This is a genomic window from Pseudoalteromonas phenolica, assembly GCF_044788725.1.
Taxonomy (GTDB): domain Bacteria; phylum Pseudomonadota; class Gammaproteobacteria; order Enterobacterales; family Alteromonadaceae; genus Pseudoalteromonas; species Pseudoalteromonas phenolica_C.
In genome coordinates this window covers 321905-336773 of the sequence record NZ_CP173162.1, presented here as the reverse complement: position 1 = coordinate 336773, position 14869 = coordinate 321905, and the positions used below count along the sequence as shown (strand labels likewise).

12 protein-coding genes are annotated in these 14869 nt (G+C 37.6%); 7 read left to right on the top strand and 5 right to left on the bottom strand.

Translation table 11 applies throughout. The annotated features are described in order from the left end of the window. Positions 1 to 90: 90 nt before the first annotated feature. Complete coding sequence (gene dnaK / locus ACH784_RS19120) at positions 91 to 2010, bottom strand: molecular chaperone DnaK (protein WP_404396693.1); 1920 nt, start codon at positions 2008 to 2010, stop codon at positions 91 to 93. A gap of 231 nt (positions 2011 to 2241) precedes the next feature. On the opposite strand from dnaK, the gene ACH784_RS19115 reads away from it, so the two are divergent. From ACH784_RS19115 to ACH784_RS19105, 3 genes are read left to right on the top strand one after another with little or no spacing between them, the layout of a single operon-like run. Continuing rightward, complete coding sequence (locus tag ACH784_RS19115; RefSeq protein ID WP_404396690.1) at positions 2242 to 3450, top strand: PqiA/YebS family transporter subunit; 1209 nt, start codon at positions 2242 to 2244, stop codon at positions 3448 to 3450. Next, positions 3443 to 5101 carry an intermembrane transport protein PqiB gene (pqiB, locus tag ACH784_RS19110; protein ID WP_404396687.1) on the top strand — a complete coding sequence of 553 codons (1659 nt, stop codon included), beginning with the start codon at positions 3443 to 3445 and terminating at the stop codon, positions 5099 to 5101. Before ACH784_RS19115 ends, pqiB begins: the two co-directional genes overlap by 8 nt. Beyond that, a complete protein-coding gene (locus tag ACH784_RS19105) occupies positions 5098 to 5709 on the top strand; it encodes a membrane integrity-associated transporter subunit PqiC (RefSeq protein WP_404396685.1) in 612 nt (203 codons plus the stop codon). Before pqiB ends, ACH784_RS19105 begins: the two co-directional genes overlap by 4 nt. Here ACH784_RS19105 and ACH784_RS19100 read toward each other — a convergent pair. Continuing rightward, positions 5685 to 6209, bottom strand: coding sequence for a GNAT family N-acetyltransferase (locus ACH784_RS19100; RefSeq protein ID WP_404396682.1), 525 nt, complete (start codon positions 6207 to 6209; stop codon positions 5685 to 5687). The two genes, ACH784_RS19105 and ACH784_RS19100, sit on opposite strands and share 25 nt — an antisense overlap. Before the next feature lie 243 nt (positions 6210 to 6452). Here ACH784_RS19100 and ACH784_RS19095 point away from each other — a divergent pair, with 243 nt between their 5' ends. Together ACH784_RS19095 and ushA are read left to right on the top strand one after the other, a co-directional pair. Next, the gene (locus ACH784_RS19095) at positions 6453 to 6632 is read left to right on the top strand and encodes a hypothetical protein (protein WP_404396680.1); all 180 of its coding nucleotides are present in this window, start codon (positions 6453 to 6455) and stop codon (positions 6630 to 6632) included. 68 nt (positions 6633 to 6700) lie between these two features. Further along, positions 6701 to 8290, top strand: coding sequence for a bifunctional UDP-sugar hydrolase/5'-nucleotidase UshA (gene ushA / locus ACH784_RS19090; RefSeq protein WP_404396677.1), 1590 nt, complete (start codon positions 6701 to 6703; stop codon positions 8288 to 8290). Positions 8291 to 8341: 51 nt separating this feature from the next. On the opposite strand, the gene ACH784_RS19085 is transcribed toward ushA, so the two are convergent. Together ACH784_RS19085 and ACH784_RS19080 are read right to left on the bottom strand one after the other, a co-directional pair. Continuing rightward, positions 8342 to 9256, bottom strand: coding sequence for a hypothetical protein (locus ACH784_RS19085; protein ID WP_404396674.1), 915 nt, complete (start codon positions 9254 to 9256; stop codon positions 8342 to 8344). A gap of 2 nt (positions 9257 to 9258) precedes the next feature. Further along, on the bottom strand, positions 9259 to 10149 hold the full coding sequence (locus ACH784_RS19080) for a PhnD/SsuA/transferrin family substrate-binding protein (RefSeq protein ID WP_404396672.1): 891 nt from the start codon (positions 10147 to 10149) through the stop codon (positions 9259 to 9261). A gap of 203 nt (positions 10150 to 10352) precedes the next feature. On the opposite strand from ACH784_RS19080, the gene ACH784_RS19075 reads away from it, so the two are divergent. Beyond that, positions 10353 to 11213, top strand: a complete 861-nt coding sequence (locus ACH784_RS19075; protein WP_404396670.1) for a S1/P1 nuclease — start codon at positions 10353 to 10355, stop codon at positions 11211 to 11213. A gap of 49 nt (positions 11214 to 11262) precedes the next feature. Then, complete coding sequence (locus ACH784_RS19070; RefSeq protein WP_404396668.1) at positions 11263 to 14382, top strand: carboxypeptidase regulatory-like domain-containing protein; 3120 nt, start codon at positions 11263 to 11265, stop codon at positions 14380 to 14382. A 49-nt stretch (positions 14383 to 14431) separates the two neighbouring features. On the opposite strand, the gene ACH784_RS19065 is transcribed toward ACH784_RS19070, so the two are convergent. Then, positions 14432 to 14851, bottom strand: coding sequence for a MarR family winged helix-turn-helix transcriptional regulator (locus ACH784_RS19065; RefSeq protein WP_404396665.1), 420 nt, complete (start codon positions 14849 to 14851; stop codon positions 14432 to 14434). Positions 14852 to 14869 lie beyond the last annotated feature (18 nt).

The window sequence follows — 14869 nt, the reverse complement described above, 5'->3', positions numbered from 1 at the left end:
TGAGGGTAGATTTACCTACCAGAACATTAATTCTTACAGATTTTGAATAGACTAAGGGCGCATTCTAAATGCGCCCTTGAAGTTCAACAATTACTTGTTATCTTTTACTTCTTCAAACTCTGCATCAACTACGTCGTCATCTTGCTTCGCTGAGCCTTGTTGCTGGGCGCCTGCTTCAGGACCAGCTTGCTGTGCTTTAGCTTGTGCAATTTCCATTAGTTTCTGAGACTTTTCAGCTAGCGCCTGAACTTTAGCATCGATTTCTTCTTTGCTATCGCTCTTAATTGCTGCTTCTAATTCAGTAAGTGCAGTTTCGATTGCAGCTTTGTCTTCAGCAGGTAGTGCTTCACCCGCTTCTTCGATTTGCTTACGTGTACCGTGAACCATTGCATCAGCTTGGTTGCGAGAAGCTACAAGTTCTTCGAACTTCTTATCTTCTTCAGCATTTGCTTCAGCGTCACGTACCATTTGGTCAATCTCATCATCACTCAGACCAGAAGATGCTTGGATAGTGATCTTCTGCTCTTTACCTGTATCTTTATCTTTAGCAGATACATGTAAGATACCGTCAGCATCAACATCAAAAGTAACTTCGATTTGTGGTACACCACGTTGCGCCGGACGAATGCCTTCAAGGTTGAATTGACCAAGTGACTTATTATCACTTGAACGCTTACGCTCACCTTGTAACACATGAATTGTTACTGCTGACTGGTTATCTTCAGCTGTTGAGAAAGTTTGCGACTTCTTAGTTGGAATAGTCGTGTTCTTCTCGATAAGCGCAGTCATTACCTGACCCATAGTCTCAATACCTAGTGATAAAGGACATACGTCAAGAAGTAATACGTCTTTAACGTCACCAGCTAGTACACCACCTTGAACAGCAGCACCTACTGCTACAGCTTCGTCAGGGTTAACATCTTTACGTGGTTCTTTACCAAAGAACTCTGTAACTGCCTTTTGAACTAGAGGCATACGCGTTTGACCACCAACAAGGATGATGTCATTTACGTCACTTACAGAAAGATCTGCATCAGCTAGAGCACGTTTTAATGGCTCGATAGACTGAGTAACTAGATCTTCAACAAGAGACTCAAGCTTAGCGCGAGTTAGTTTTACGTTCATGTGTTTAGGACCGGTTGCATCCGCAGTCACATAAGGTAAGTTAACTTCAGTTTGTTGCGCGCTTGATAGCTCGATTTTCGCTTTTTCTGCTGCTTCTTTAACACGCTGCATTGCTAGCGGGTCATTCTTAAGATCGATACCTTGATCTTTTTGGAATTCAGCAACTAGGTAGTTAATCACGCGGTTATCGAAATCTTCACCACCTAAGTGTGTATCACCATTCGTAGCTAGTACTTCAAACGTGTGCTCGCCATCTACTTCGTCAATCTCAATGATTGAAATATCGAAAGTACCACCACCAAGGTCATAAACAGCAACAACGTTATCGCCTTGCTTTTTGTCCATACCGTAAGCTAATGCTGCAGCAGTTGGCTCGTTGATAATACGCTTAACTTCAAGACCAGCGATACGACCAGCGTCTTTTGTTGCCTGACGTTGAGAGTCGTTGAAATAAGCTGGAACTGTGATTACAGCTTCAGTAACTTCTTCACCTAAGAAATCTTCTGCCGTTTTCTTCATTTTCTTAAGAACTTCTGCAGAAATCTGAGGTGCAGCACGTTTTTCACCACGTACTTCAACCCATGCATCACCATTATCAGCTTTAGTAATAGTGAAAGGCATGATGCCAATGTCACGTTGCACTTCTTCGTCTTCAAAACGACGACCGATTAAACGCTTAATTGCAAATAATGTATTTTTCGGGTTTGTAACCGCTTGGCGCTTAGCTGGTTGACCAACTAGTGTTTCGCCATCTTCTGTGAAAGCGATAATTGAAGGGGTTGTACGATCACCCTCTGCATTTTCAATTACGCGTGCTTTATCACCATCTAGTACTGCAACACAAGAGTTAGTAGTACCTAAATCGATTCCAATAATTTTACCCATGAATCTTCTCCGACTTCAAAATTCGTTGTTTACTTACGATGACTTGTAAATAGGGGCAGTGTTTTTGAATTCAAGCGTAAAAATAAAAAAAAATGCATTTTTTTGAAATTTTTTTTGGTTTGACTGTTTTATAGACGTTTTAAGATACAAATAAACGAGCTAATCGCATATATCTTGCTTTGTTTGCAGCTCTCAATCACAATTGCATTAAATGAACTCTTCGTTGAACTTATGATTCTTGCCTGCAAACATTGTGACTCTTTAGTCCGTGTTTCCGCTTTAGGGGAACACCAACGAGCTGTTTGCCCATGTTGTAATAACGAAATAGTCAGTTATCAAGCAAATCAACAACAATGGCTTATCGCATTTAGCTTAACGAGCCTGTTATTTTTATTCTCAAGCCTTTACCCATCTTTTGTTAGTTTCAGTCAACATGGTCTAGTTCAAGATATTAGTTTGTGGAATGCTTTCTCTCTATTAGCTGATAAGTATAGTACCGTACTAGCTGGTATATTTATGTTCAGCACATTCTTAATTCCAATGTTCATTTGCTTTTTAGTGCTGCTTACTAATAGCCATTATTGGCAGGACTTAAATCCCCACAACGCGCGATATGTCGCCCGCTTACTCAACAAAACAAAAACACTTAATCTCGCAGACATATTTTTAGTCGCAGTATTGGTGAGCGTATTCAAACTAATGTCACTGGCAGAAATTGGGTTTGGTTTAGGTTTTTGGTCTTACATCTTGTTTGTGGTTTGTTTTATAGAAACTTTGTCTTTAATAAATGAAACTGAGTTATGGGAAAGACAACAAATACTCTTTCAACCTGCATTACTTCATGACGGTAAAAGCGCGAAGGCGCAAGAACTAAAACAGTGCTTAACTTGCTCTCAGTTAACTCGAGAAACTCACTGTCCGCGTTGTTATACAAAAACACATTTTCGCAAACCGAATTCAGAACAACGGGCTATCGCATGGATGATAACCGCAACTGTATTTTTGATACCTGCGAATATTCTGCCTATTATGAACACCATTAATTTAGGTAGCGATACGCCTGCTACTATTTTTTCTGGTGTCGTTGTTATGTGGCAGTCAGGCTCTTACCCAATCGCCATTCTAATTTTTCTAGCAAGTATCTGCATTCCAATCATAAAAGCTGGTGCATTGTTCTATTTAATTATCCAGTCTCGAAGATGTACGCACCCTAAGCGTGCCAGTACAATTTATCGTTGGTTAGAGATTATGGGTAAATGGTCCATGATAGATGTTTTCGTTGTGATCATTTTGGTTTCTTTAGTTCAGCTTGGTACAGTGTTAAGTGTAGAACCACAAATCGGTATCGTATTTTTTACTATTATGGTGTTATGCCAGATTGTCGCCGTAAATAGTTTTGACCCTCGTATTTTATGGGATGAATTTCACAATCATGAATGAACACGCTTATATAGAATCAAAGCCAAAATTTACCGTTATTTGGATTATTCCAATTATCGCGCTTTTGATCACCGGTTGGATGTTATTTAAATATCAAGCCGACCAAGGGCATACTATCTATATCAAGATGGCGAATGCTGATGGAATAACCGCTGGTAAAACAGAAGTTAAAGTCCGCAGTGTTAAAGTTGGACTCGTTAAAGAATTAGAATTAGATCTTGCACAAAATGGTGTATTAGCCAGAGTTAAAATTGAAAACAAATATGGTGACCTTTTATCTGAGGATGCCAAATTTTGGGTTGTAAAACCTCGAATTGATCAGTCAGGTATATCTGGTATGAATACCTTATTATCGGGTGCTTATATCGAACTAGAACCTGGACAAAGCGAATCTTTGGCTTATTTGTTCACCCTACAAGAAGAACCTGCATTAATAAGTAACGATATCGAAGGTAAGCGTTTTAAATTAACGGCTAACTCGGCAGAGGTTCTTGATGTTGGTACTTCTATATATTTCCGTGGCTATAAAATAGGTCAGGTTGAATCCAGCCGCTTCACAGTTGATAACTTATCAATGCAATACGGCATATTCATCTTTTCTCCTTACGATAAACTAATTACCAACAATACAATCTTTTGGGTGAGCTCTGGTGTCGATTTCAGCCTCAATGCATCTGGTGTGCAATTTTCAACAGGCAGCCTTTCAAAGCTAATAAAAGGCGGGATTTCTGTTGATTATCCTCCTGAGCAGCAACCTAATGAGGTTGCATTAGCAAACAAAAATTACGCTTTACATAAAAATTACTCGCAGGCACTAGAAAAACGATTTGATGATTACGATTACTACATTGTGCAATTCGAGCAGTCGATTCGAGGTTTGCACTCTGGAGCCCCCGTTGAATATCGAGGAATGAGGATAGGCACGGTTGAACAAGCACCGGCTCAAATAGAAAAAAATGGTGAGCCAATATACTTTGAGCAAAACAACACACTAGTTCCTGTGTTAGTGAAAATTGAATATGGCCGCATATATAAAAATGAACAGCTTGCTAAACAATACTGGCAACAAAATATAGACAAATGGATTACATCAGGATTAAGGGCCTCACTTAAAAGTGGTAATTTATTAACGGGTGCGGTATATATAGATCTAGATTTTTATAGTAATGCAAATGATAAGGATATTGTCAGCAAAACTGACGTGTACCCTGTCCTTCCAAGTATATCTAGTGGATTTACCGCATTATCAGAGCAAATGACTGCGCTCGTTAATAAACTTAATAAATTACCATTTGAGCAAACAACAAACACGTTAAACAATACCTTAACGGCTTATCAATCTCTTGCTGAAGAGTTAAAGGTCATGGTCCACGAATTAAACAATAATGAGACTGCAGACAAAGTGGCAAATAATTTAACACAATTAGAAACAACGCTTACTCAACTTACAAGTAGCTTAAAACAATTTGAAACGACGCTTTCTGGTTATCAGCAAGGTTCTGGTGTTGTCGATCAACTAACCAATACATTGCAAGAATTAGAAAACCTTTCTAATACTTTAAAACCAATCTCAAAAGGGCTTAATGAGCAACCAAGTATGCTAATTTTTGATAAAAAGAGTCCAGCAGACCCAATTCCAGAGAAGCAATGATGCGTATTTTATCAACCATTTTGTTTATTTTGCTTTTATCTTCTTGTACTTCGAATCAAGTTACAGCAATCAAATATTATGATTTTGTACAACAAGAAGTTATGAGCGAGCCTGATAACATAAAAAATAAATCAAAGCACATTCACATCGGACAAGTCGATGTACAAGGTGTTTCAGATCAACAAGCAATCATTCAAATCTTACGTGATAGCTCAGTCAATATTGCAAACTATCATTTCTGGTCTGAGCACCCTAAATTCACGCTTTCTAGTTCCTTATTACGTCAACTTGCTAATAAAACCCAAGGTTATTCTGTAATACCTGCAAATAAGAAGAACCCAGAGTTTGGTGATTTTTTGCTTGAAATCACAGTGACTAAACTAGCTGGGCACTTTACCTTAGGCTCAGTCATTGAAGGCCAGTGGTTTGTTTATAAGCAAACTGATACAGGTAAGGTTTTAGTGAACACACAATTCTTCTCTGTATCAACTGAGCTTGAAAATTCGGGATTTAGTGGATTAATACAAGCTCATGAACAGAGTTGGTTGAAAATAATCAGCAGCTTAAATCAAACACTTTTAGTTTATTCAGACAATAAACAAAGCTGATATAAATTACTGATACCTTGATCTTTATTGAAAATAATTTGTGTTGCTAACTTAAATCCACATTTTTCCAATAAGCTGATGCTTCTTTGGTTTTTAGGTGAAGTTAGCGCACAAATATACCCTTGTTTGAGGCTGTCTTTGGTATAGTTGATCATTACTTGTGCCGCTTCTGAAGCAAACCCTTGCCCGCTCCACTCATCTAAAAACGCATACCCTAAATCAGGAAAATGCAAGTTTGGTCTTTTATATAAACCACATATACCAATTGCCTTAAAATCTCTTGCCTCATCTCTAAGACAAACTACATAAGGGGCAAATGTATTAGACTTATATGGCTCAATAAAAGCAGTTGCAATGTACTGCTTGGCATCTTCTAAACTATTAATTTGTTTATCTGCAATATTGTCTTTAAAAGAGTCTTGATTTAATAGCTCATGAATAAAAGAAGCATCATTCATCGTTGCTTGTCTTAAAACCAATCTTTCGCTTCTAAATTCCATATTCATCCTAGTTGTTACAAAACTATCTTTGCGCTGTTTTAAGCGTACTCTTTAAGTTGGTATACAATCTACATCAGTTACTTTCTAAAAGATACTCTGCATTAGGTTGTTATTCGCTAAGGTAAAGCAGTCTATTCAAAACAACTAGTTATTAAAATTAACTTTTATGTAACGTTTTATTCTTTAAATTTAATGTTATTTTGATACGATGCGTTTGAATCTAAATGGCATCGAGGTTGATAGATGGATATTGAGTCACCAATTTGTGATTTTGGCCTTCATCAAGGTGAGAAATACACTGAACTACCAGCAAGTTTTTTGAACTGGATGATTGAAATTGAACATGAAAAGTGTGCAATTGCAAAACAAGAATTACAAAGAAGAGCAAGCGCAGTGTTTAATAGTTGTTCAAAAAGAAATTAAAGCTAACCTGTAGCGCTTTAGAGCATATAGTTTAAACTAGACACGCAAATACTACACACGGGTCTAATATGCGCAAATTTCTAATTTCTGCAGTCGCGATTGCAATATCAGGCTGCTCTACTTCATTTATAGAGTCACCTAAGGCTCAATATTTAACAGTTCTACATACCAATGATAACCATGGTCGCTTTTGGCAAAATGAAAAAGGCGAATATGGTATGTCTGCAAGAAAAACACTTATCGACAATTTACGTCAAGAAGCTAAAGCTAAAAATCGTACTGTGCTTTTATTATCGGGTGGAGATATTAATACCGGAGTGCCAGAATCTGATCTCCAATATGCTGAGCCTGACTTTAAAGGTATGCGTATTCTTGGTTACGATGCAATGGCAATTGGTAATCATGAATTTGACAATCCACTAGATATTTTAGAAAAACAAATTAAGTGGGCTCAGTTTCCTATTCTTTCTGCAAACATCTTACATAAAAAAGATGGTAAAAATGCGTATGAACCTTTCACGATTATCAATAAAAATGGTCTTAAAATTGCTGTTATAGGCTTAACGACCGTCGACACAGCAAAAATTGCAAACCCTGAATACATAGGTCACTTAGATTTTATTAAGCCGAGTGTTGCCGCTAAAAACACACTAGAGCAAATATCTAAACAACACAAAGATATCGATGTAACTATCGCTGTGACACATATGGGCCACTATCACGATGCTAAGTACGGTATTAATGCGCCAGGTGATGTCACCCTTGCAAGAGAGTTACCTCAAGGTGCCCTTGATATGATCATTGGTGGTCACTCTCAAGAGCCTGTCTGTGTCGATAGCAGTGGTAACCCAGATATTAATTTTGCCCCCGGTAAAACATGTAAACCAGATAATCAAAATGGTACATGGATTATGCAGGCTCACGAATGGGGAAAATATGTCGGAAAAGCAGAGTTTAAAATCGAAGGAGAAAAAATAACACTAGAAAGTTATCAGTTGATCCCTGTTAATCTGAAAAATAACGCGGGTGAATTAGTTAATGAATATATTGCTGAAGACAAAGAAATGTTAGCTTTTCTTCAACCATTTAAAAAAATTGGCGAAGGTCAGTTAAGTTTACCTATTGGTTATACTGATGGCTATTTAGATGGTAAAAGAGACACAGTAAGATTCAAACAAAGTCCATTGGCAAGACTAATTATCAAAGCCCAAAAAGAAGCTGTTAATGCTGATTTTGGTTTAATTAGTGGCGGCGGTATTCGACATAGTATTGAAGCAGGTGAGATCAGTTATAAAGATGTACTAAAAGTGCACCCGTTCAAAAATCGAATTACGGCTATGAATTGGCAAGGCAGTGATCTGATAAAATACCTTGAAGTTGTCACCTCTTTCCCAGCTGATGCTGGTGCCTACTTACAATACGAAGGCATTAGTTTTGAGCGTAAAAACGGCAAGTTGACTAATGTGAGAATAAACAATCAAGCATTAGACTTGAATAAAACTTACCGAATGAGCATTAACAGCTACAATGCATCCGGCGGAGATGGCTACCCTACAATTGTCGGCATGAAAGGCTTTGTACCTTCAGAAAAAACAGATGCAGAAGTTTTAAAAGCCTATATTGAAAAGCACTCGCCAATCAAAGTATCAGAGTTATAATTTCTAGCGATTATGCCAATCCTCATCCCTAACTGTGATTGAGGATTGGTATTATTTACCCCTGATATCATAATCATTCTCAGAAAGCTGTTTTAAACCATAACTGTGGAGTTTAGAGCGAGACCCTTCACCATGCGCTTTTGGCGGGTAAAGTTTAACCTTAAGGTCCGGAAACTCTCTGAGGATTTCATCTAAAGATGCTCTGATCTCACTTAATGTTTTCTCTAAGCTATTCGAAAAGTTAGGACGTTTTCTAACTGTATGACCTAGTACTGCTAATCTATGAAAATACTTTTCAGCAATTTCTAACAACTCTACTGGGACGTCCTTATTCAAATGTAAGTTAATGTTAGGGTAAACTTGGCTGAATTCGATCATTGCCAAATAAAAGCACAATGGCTTGTTTGCAAGTTGACTCTGTTGCTCTTCCCTACCATCTATTAATAAAGTTTTAGTATATAGATCAATAATCAGTTTTGGTTTTATACTAACCTCAGTACTTATTGTACGCTTAGCTTTATTTTCGACGTGTTTTGCAAACACTTTTCTATATAACCAAACATTAAAAAGCGTAATAAGTAGCGTGACAATATATGTAGACAATATATGCGTGTTATTTTCAGTAAACGAGACATATACCGTTTTATAATTTGCTTGCAACTCAGTAAAACTGTTACCTATTGGCGTACTTGTCGAAATAGCATTTACAGTCACTCTCGCATATAAGTCACTCAATTGTTTATTCAATCTTTCAATATACAAGTCAACTTCTTGTTGATTTCCAGCATAATTAAATAGAGGCTCTGCAAGTGGCAAACTATTTACATCAAGAGAAACACGTTTAGAAATTTGAGCCTTCTCTAGTTCAATAATGCCTTGTATCTTACTATTTTGACCTAAATAGAAAATTGTAAGCAGGGAGATAAATACAAATAAAGTGTAGGCATAAATAGGCTTAAGCTTCATAATCAATTCTCACCAATAAACTTATAAGGGATTGAGTTGCATTGCCAAAACTCATGTAGCGAGTCAAAATAAGCCGTGCCTTCTGATTGAGCAATCTCTTTTGTTACCGACTGAACAGCACAAGCCAAGTCAGTATTCTCTTCAGACAATTTAAGATACCAACGGCTTCCTGTGATGTTTTCCCCAATAGGCGTGATGTAGTTGTGAGAAAAAAGTGTCTCATCTTTTTTATCATTCCAATACGAAGCAATAATATCTACTTCATTGTTTGCAAGCTTTTCTCTTAATGCTGAATGAGAACTTACGTAAACAATATCTAAATTAGCAATGTCTAAATCTAACGACTTAAATGCCTTCTTAGGCAATATATGGCCAGAACGGCTTGTTGGGTAATCTAATAAACCAATCTTTTTATCCAGAAAGTAAGCTTTCTCAAGTTTAGGTTTTTCTTTATTTGATATGAAAAAAGCCGAATAGCTTGAATAACCAATAATTGGCATATAGTTATGTGTCGCATCAGCTCTTAATGCTTGTAATATACTGTCTTTACTCAGTATTAGATCGGCGATTCCTTTTCCAAAGAATTCAATTTGCTCAGCTAAACTGCCTCCCCAAAACACTTCTACATGACCGTATTGACGCTTGATAACATCATTTTGGCAAAGAGCAGGTAACACTTGTTTTGCTAAGTAATCGGTTGGCACCTTAACCCTAAACACAGCACGATTCTCAGATGATGTTGTTTCACACTCATATTTATGATTTTGAACAGGTTGCAAAACCAAATGAGAACTAGACACTACGGCTTGTGATAATAACCAAGCTAGCCATGTACTAACAATCAGTGAGGAAAAGAGAATAGTTTTTAACGATAATTTATATTTTTTTAACAAAATAAAAAGTAAGTTTGTTGATAACAGCGCTATTAGAGCAAGTTTACTTACTTATTACAATAGGTAAGTTTATTTAAATTATGTAAGCTACTGTTTTATATACTTTGTTAACAAGTAATGATGAATAATATTGAGTCCTTTATTCAAACTTGAAAAACACGGACAATTGACCTTAATAAGATTACGAAAGAGACGTGTTAGTCATGTTCAAATTGCCAACAACAGTAAAAACTCTTGCTTTATCTCTGACAATGTTAACTGCTGTTAGTTCAAATAATGCAGTAGCATGGGGCCAAAATGGCCACCGTGTTATCGGTGAAATTGCCCAAATGCATTTAACTGAGGCAACTCAACTTGCTCTACAGCCTATATTAGACGGGGAGTCCCTCGCTCAGGTTTCAACTTGGCCTGACGAAATGCGTTCATCCCCTGAACACTTTTGGCGTAAAGAATCTGGCAAATGGCATTACATAAATATTAAAGATGCAAAAAAAATGCATCAATATGTAAACACTTCTATTGACTCAAAAGATAAAGTTGCTCATATTTTAGACGGCATTTATTTCTCTATTAACGTATTAAAAAACAATGAAAGTAGTTTAGAAGAGCAACAGTTTGCTCTTAAGTTTTTAGTACACTTAGTGGGCGATGGCCATCAGCCTTTTCACGCTGGTCGTTCAGAAGATCGTGGCGGCAATTTAATTAAAGTGTCTTTCTTCGGTAAAGAAACAAATTTACACAGCACATGGGATACGCATCTTGTTGAAAATGAAAATTTATCTTTCAAAGAGTTTGCAGATTTCATAAAAACGTCAAATAAAAAGACTATAAAGTCGTACTTGAACAGCCAGCCCGCAGACTGGTTGTTAGAATCGAATAAAATTTCTGCTCGTATTTACGAACAAAATGAAACAGAGCTTAGCTATGGGTATGTATATAAACAAATGCCTATCGTCAAAAAGCGTTTATCACAAGGTGGTATCCGACTAGCTGGGCTTTTGAACCAAATTTTTGACAAAAACGCAAAGCCTTTAACTGAAGCACTTATTAAAAAGCGCGGTTAATGGCATGCAACAAAGTAAGTTAAATAATCTCAACACGGGAAACAATAAAATGAAAACTCAACTACGCAAAACGGCACTATCGCTTGCAGTTATCGCAGGCATTGGTGCAAGTGGCGCTGCGTTTGCTAACGAAACCTCTTCAGCTGTAAAAGGTCAAATCGTTGGTCCTCAGGGTAACCCAGCTACTGGTACTACAGTTACAATCATGCACTTACCAACAGGTTCTACAAAAGTTGCCACTGTTAACGACGCGGGTTATTTCACTGCTAAGGGTCTTCGTGTAGGTGGTCCATACCAAATCATCGTTGATTCAACGAAGTTTGAAGACCAACTTATCGAAAATGTTTACCTTACCTTAGGTAGTGAATACCCAGTAAACGTTCAGTTGAAAGCACCTTCTGATATTGAGCAAATTGTAGTAACAGGTCGCCCAATTTCAATGAACTCAGGTGGAACAGGTCCAGCTACGCATTTCTCTCTCGCTGATTTACAAAACAAACCTGCGGTTAATCGTGATCTTAAAGACATCGTTCGTGCAGATCCGCGTATTTATGTTGATGAATCTCGTTCTGGTGCAATTCAATGTGCCGGTGGTAACCCACGCTTCAACAGCTTAACTGTTGATGGCGTTCGTATGAATGACAACTTTGGTCTTAACTCAAACGGTTACCCTACAGAAAGAATGCCTTTCTCATTTGACTCTATTGACCAAGTAGTTGTTGAGCTTGCACCATTTGACGTGCAATACGGCGGTTTTACTTCATGTAATATCAATGCTGTAACTAAGTCGGGTTCAAATGAAATCAAAGGCGGTTTGTTCCTTGATTACACAAGCGACTCATTATCTGGCGATAAGATTGAAGGCAAAAAGCAAGCTTTAGGTAGCTATGACGAAAAGCGTTACGGTTTTAACGTGGGTTTACCGCTTGTAGAAGACACTCTTTTCTTATTCACTTCTTATGAAAAATTAGAAGGTGCACAAGTATTTGAATACTCTCCTTTTGCAAACGGTAAGATTACTCAAGCTGAGATCGATGAAATTGTAGCGATTACAAAAGAAAAATATGATTACGATCCTGGCTACATGATCCCGAGTATGCCTGTTGAAGATGAAAAGCTTCTTGTTAAACTTGACTGGAATATCAACGACATGCACCGTGCAACGTTCGTTTATAACTGGAATGATGGTTTTTCAATGAGTGCATCAGATGGTGGCTCTTCTCGTTTATCACTATCAAATCACTTCTACGAGCGTGGTGCTGAATTAAATTCGTATGTAGCAACTGTTTATTCAGATTGGACAGACGATTTCTCAACTGAAGTACGCGTTGGCTACTCTAAACTTGATAACCGTCAGTTATCTGTAGATAGAGCGTCTGGCTTTGGTGAGTTCCAAGTTGAAACTGCTAATGGCGTTACCGTTTACATGGGTCCAGATGACTCTCGTCAAGCTAATAAGCTTAAGTACGACAACCTATCACTAAAACTAGGCGGTACTTATTACCTAGACGAGCATGAAATTACATTCGGCTACGAAATGGAAGAGCTAGATGTATTTAATATGTTTGTTCAACATAATGAAGGCGAACATCGCTTTTTAAATAGTAGAGATGGTTCAGTCTCAGGAGTTGAATATTATAAACAAGGCCTTGCACGCGTTTATTACGGAAACGCAAAATCACACAACCCAGTAGATGCAGCTGGTGAATTCAAATACGCGCTAAATACTCTTTATGTTCAAGATAAGTTCGATCTTGAAGATTATGATGTAACTATCACTGCAGGTTTACGTTATGACTGGTACACTAGTAACGATTTACCAACGCACAATCAAAACTTCGAAAACCGTTTTGGATTCTCTAACGCTCAAAACCTAGACGGTGTTAGTTTATTACAACCACGTCTTGGTTTTAACTGGGTATATGACGACCAATTAGAACTTCGTGGTGGTATTGGTCTTTACTCTGGTGGTAACCCGAACGTTTGGATTTCGAATAGTTATTCAAATGATGGTGTACTAAACATTCAGAAAAATATCAAAAATATGCAACTACTTGGCCCAGATGCTGTTGCATTTGTTGATGGCGGTAAAGCAGGTTATGCCATTCCACAAGAGTTATATGATGTAATTTCTGCAGGTGTAACAGACGATAACACGAACGTTACAGACCCTGATTTTGAAATTCCATCTGAGTGGAAATTATCTTTAGGTGCAACTTACGTCACTCAAGATGATTATATTTTCACCGCTGACTACCTATACACAGATAAGCGTAACTCAGCTTACGTGAGTAATTTAACATTAGCAAAATCAGGGGTAGCTCCTGATGGTCGTCCGATTTATTCAGATGATTTGCACCGCGGTAAATCTGACTTAATGCTGACTAATGTTAAGGGTGACGATGCTTATTCACATATTCTTTCGTTTGGTATGAATAAGTCATTTGATAACGGTTTAGATGTTGCATTATCTTATGCTTATACAGTGTCTAAAGATATTCATCCAATGACGAGCTCTGTTGCATTCTCTAATTATCATGGTATTGCAACGGCAAATTCTCAAGCACCAAACTTAACAACGTCAAATTATGAAATTCCTCACCGTTTCACGTTGTCACTTTCATATACAACTCAATTAATTGAAGGTCTTGACACTAAGTTTAGCCTATTTGGTCAAGCAAGCCAGACTAACCCGTATTCTTATGTATTCGATAATACACATATGTTTGGTTATGCTGATACTGCACGTGACCTGCTATATGTTCCTGAAGAAAACGACGAACGCGTAGTATATGCTGATGGCTTTGATAAAGCAGCATTTGACTCTTGGGTTGCTCAAGAAGGTCTGAAACGTGGTGAGATCACTAACCGTAACTCTGTCGATGGTGCTTGGTGGACAACTTTTGACTTAAAAGTTGAGCAAGACTTCGGTGGTTTTGTTGATGGTCATAAAGGTTCTGCATTCTTCGTAATCAAAAATGTTGGTAACTTCTTAAATGACGATTGGGGTGTACTTTATAAAGGTGACCCAATGCAAGACGCTGTCACAGCTAAGATCAACGACCTTGGTCAATATGAGTTTGTTAAATTCAACAACCCAAGCGGTACTGATTTTGAAATACGCCCTTCACTTTGGGAAATTCGCATCGGTGTTAAATACGATTTCTAATCTAATCCCTAGATAGAATCTCTAAAGGCCAACTTATGTTGGCCTTTTTTCATATGCTTGTATTCAGCTTTGCTAATACCTGTTTCAGCGTTGTTTGCTCATGCTCTGTTAGACTTTGCATTAAAGCCCTCTCCCATTCTTGTGCGAGCACAGATAATCGCTCATAGACTTCTAACCCCTTTGTAGTCAGATTTAGAACTTTACTTCGCTTATCATTTATATCTGTTTTCAGTTCAATATATTTTCGTTCTTCTAACTGCTTTATTGCTCTAGATATCGTTGACTTATCTATCCGAGCAAATTCACATAATTGCTTCGCACTAAAACTTCCCCTAGCTAAATGTGCCATCACTCGCCACTGTGGTGTCGTTAAATTAGCTTCTTGCTTATAAACTTGCGCAAAGTTGTCACTCACTTTGCTGGCTAAATGGACAAGTTGATAAGGTAAAAATTGAGTGTTCTCTAACATAAAGTGTCTTATAAATTC

What these genes read in the sequence shown, in the direction of transcription:
- ACH784_RS19095 (WP_404396680.1), top strand. Translation starts at nt 6,453, where the DNA reads ATGGATATTGAGTCACCAATTTGTGATTTTGGCCTTCATCAAGGTGAG.
- ACH784_RS19115 (WP_404396690.1), top strand. Translation starts at nt 2,242, where the DNA reads ATGATTCTTGCCTGCAAACATTGTGACTCTTTAGTCCGTGTTTCCGCT.
- dnaK (WP_404396693.1), bottom strand. Translation starts at nt 2,010, where the DNA reads ATGGGTAAAATTATTGGAATCGATTTAGGTACTACTAACTCTTGTGTT.
- ushA (WP_404396677.1), top strand. Translation starts at nt 6,701, where the DNA reads ATGCGCAAATTTCTAATTTCTGCAGTCGCGATTGCAATATCAGGCTGC.
- ACH784_RS19065 (WP_404396665.1), bottom strand. Translation starts at nt 14,851, where the DNA reads ATGTTAGAGAACACTCAATTTTTACCTTATCAACTTGTCCATTTAGCC.
- ACH784_RS19070 (WP_404396668.1), top strand. Translation starts at nt 11,263, where the DNA reads ATGAAAACTCAACTACGCAAAACGGCACTATCGCTTGCAGTTATCGCA.
- ACH784_RS19105 (WP_404396685.1), top strand. Translation starts at nt 5,098, where the DNA reads ATGATGCGTATTTTATCAACCATTTTGTTTATTTTGCTTTTATCTTCT.
- pqiB (WP_404396687.1), top strand. Translation starts at nt 3,443, where the DNA reads ATGAATGAACACGCTTATATAGAATCAAAGCCAAAATTTACCGTTATT.
- ACH784_RS19075 (WP_404396670.1), top strand. Translation starts at nt 10,353, where the DNA reads ATGTTCAAATTGCCAACAACAGTAAAAACTCTTGCTTTATCTCTGACA.
- ACH784_RS19100 (WP_404396682.1), bottom strand. Translation starts at nt 6,209, where the DNA reads ATGGAATTTAGAAGCGAAAGATTGGTTTTAAGACAAGCAACGATGAAT.
- ACH784_RS19085 (WP_404396674.1), bottom strand. Translation starts at nt 9,256, where the DNA reads ATGAAGCTTAAGCCTATTTATGCCTACACTTTATTTGTATTTATCTCC.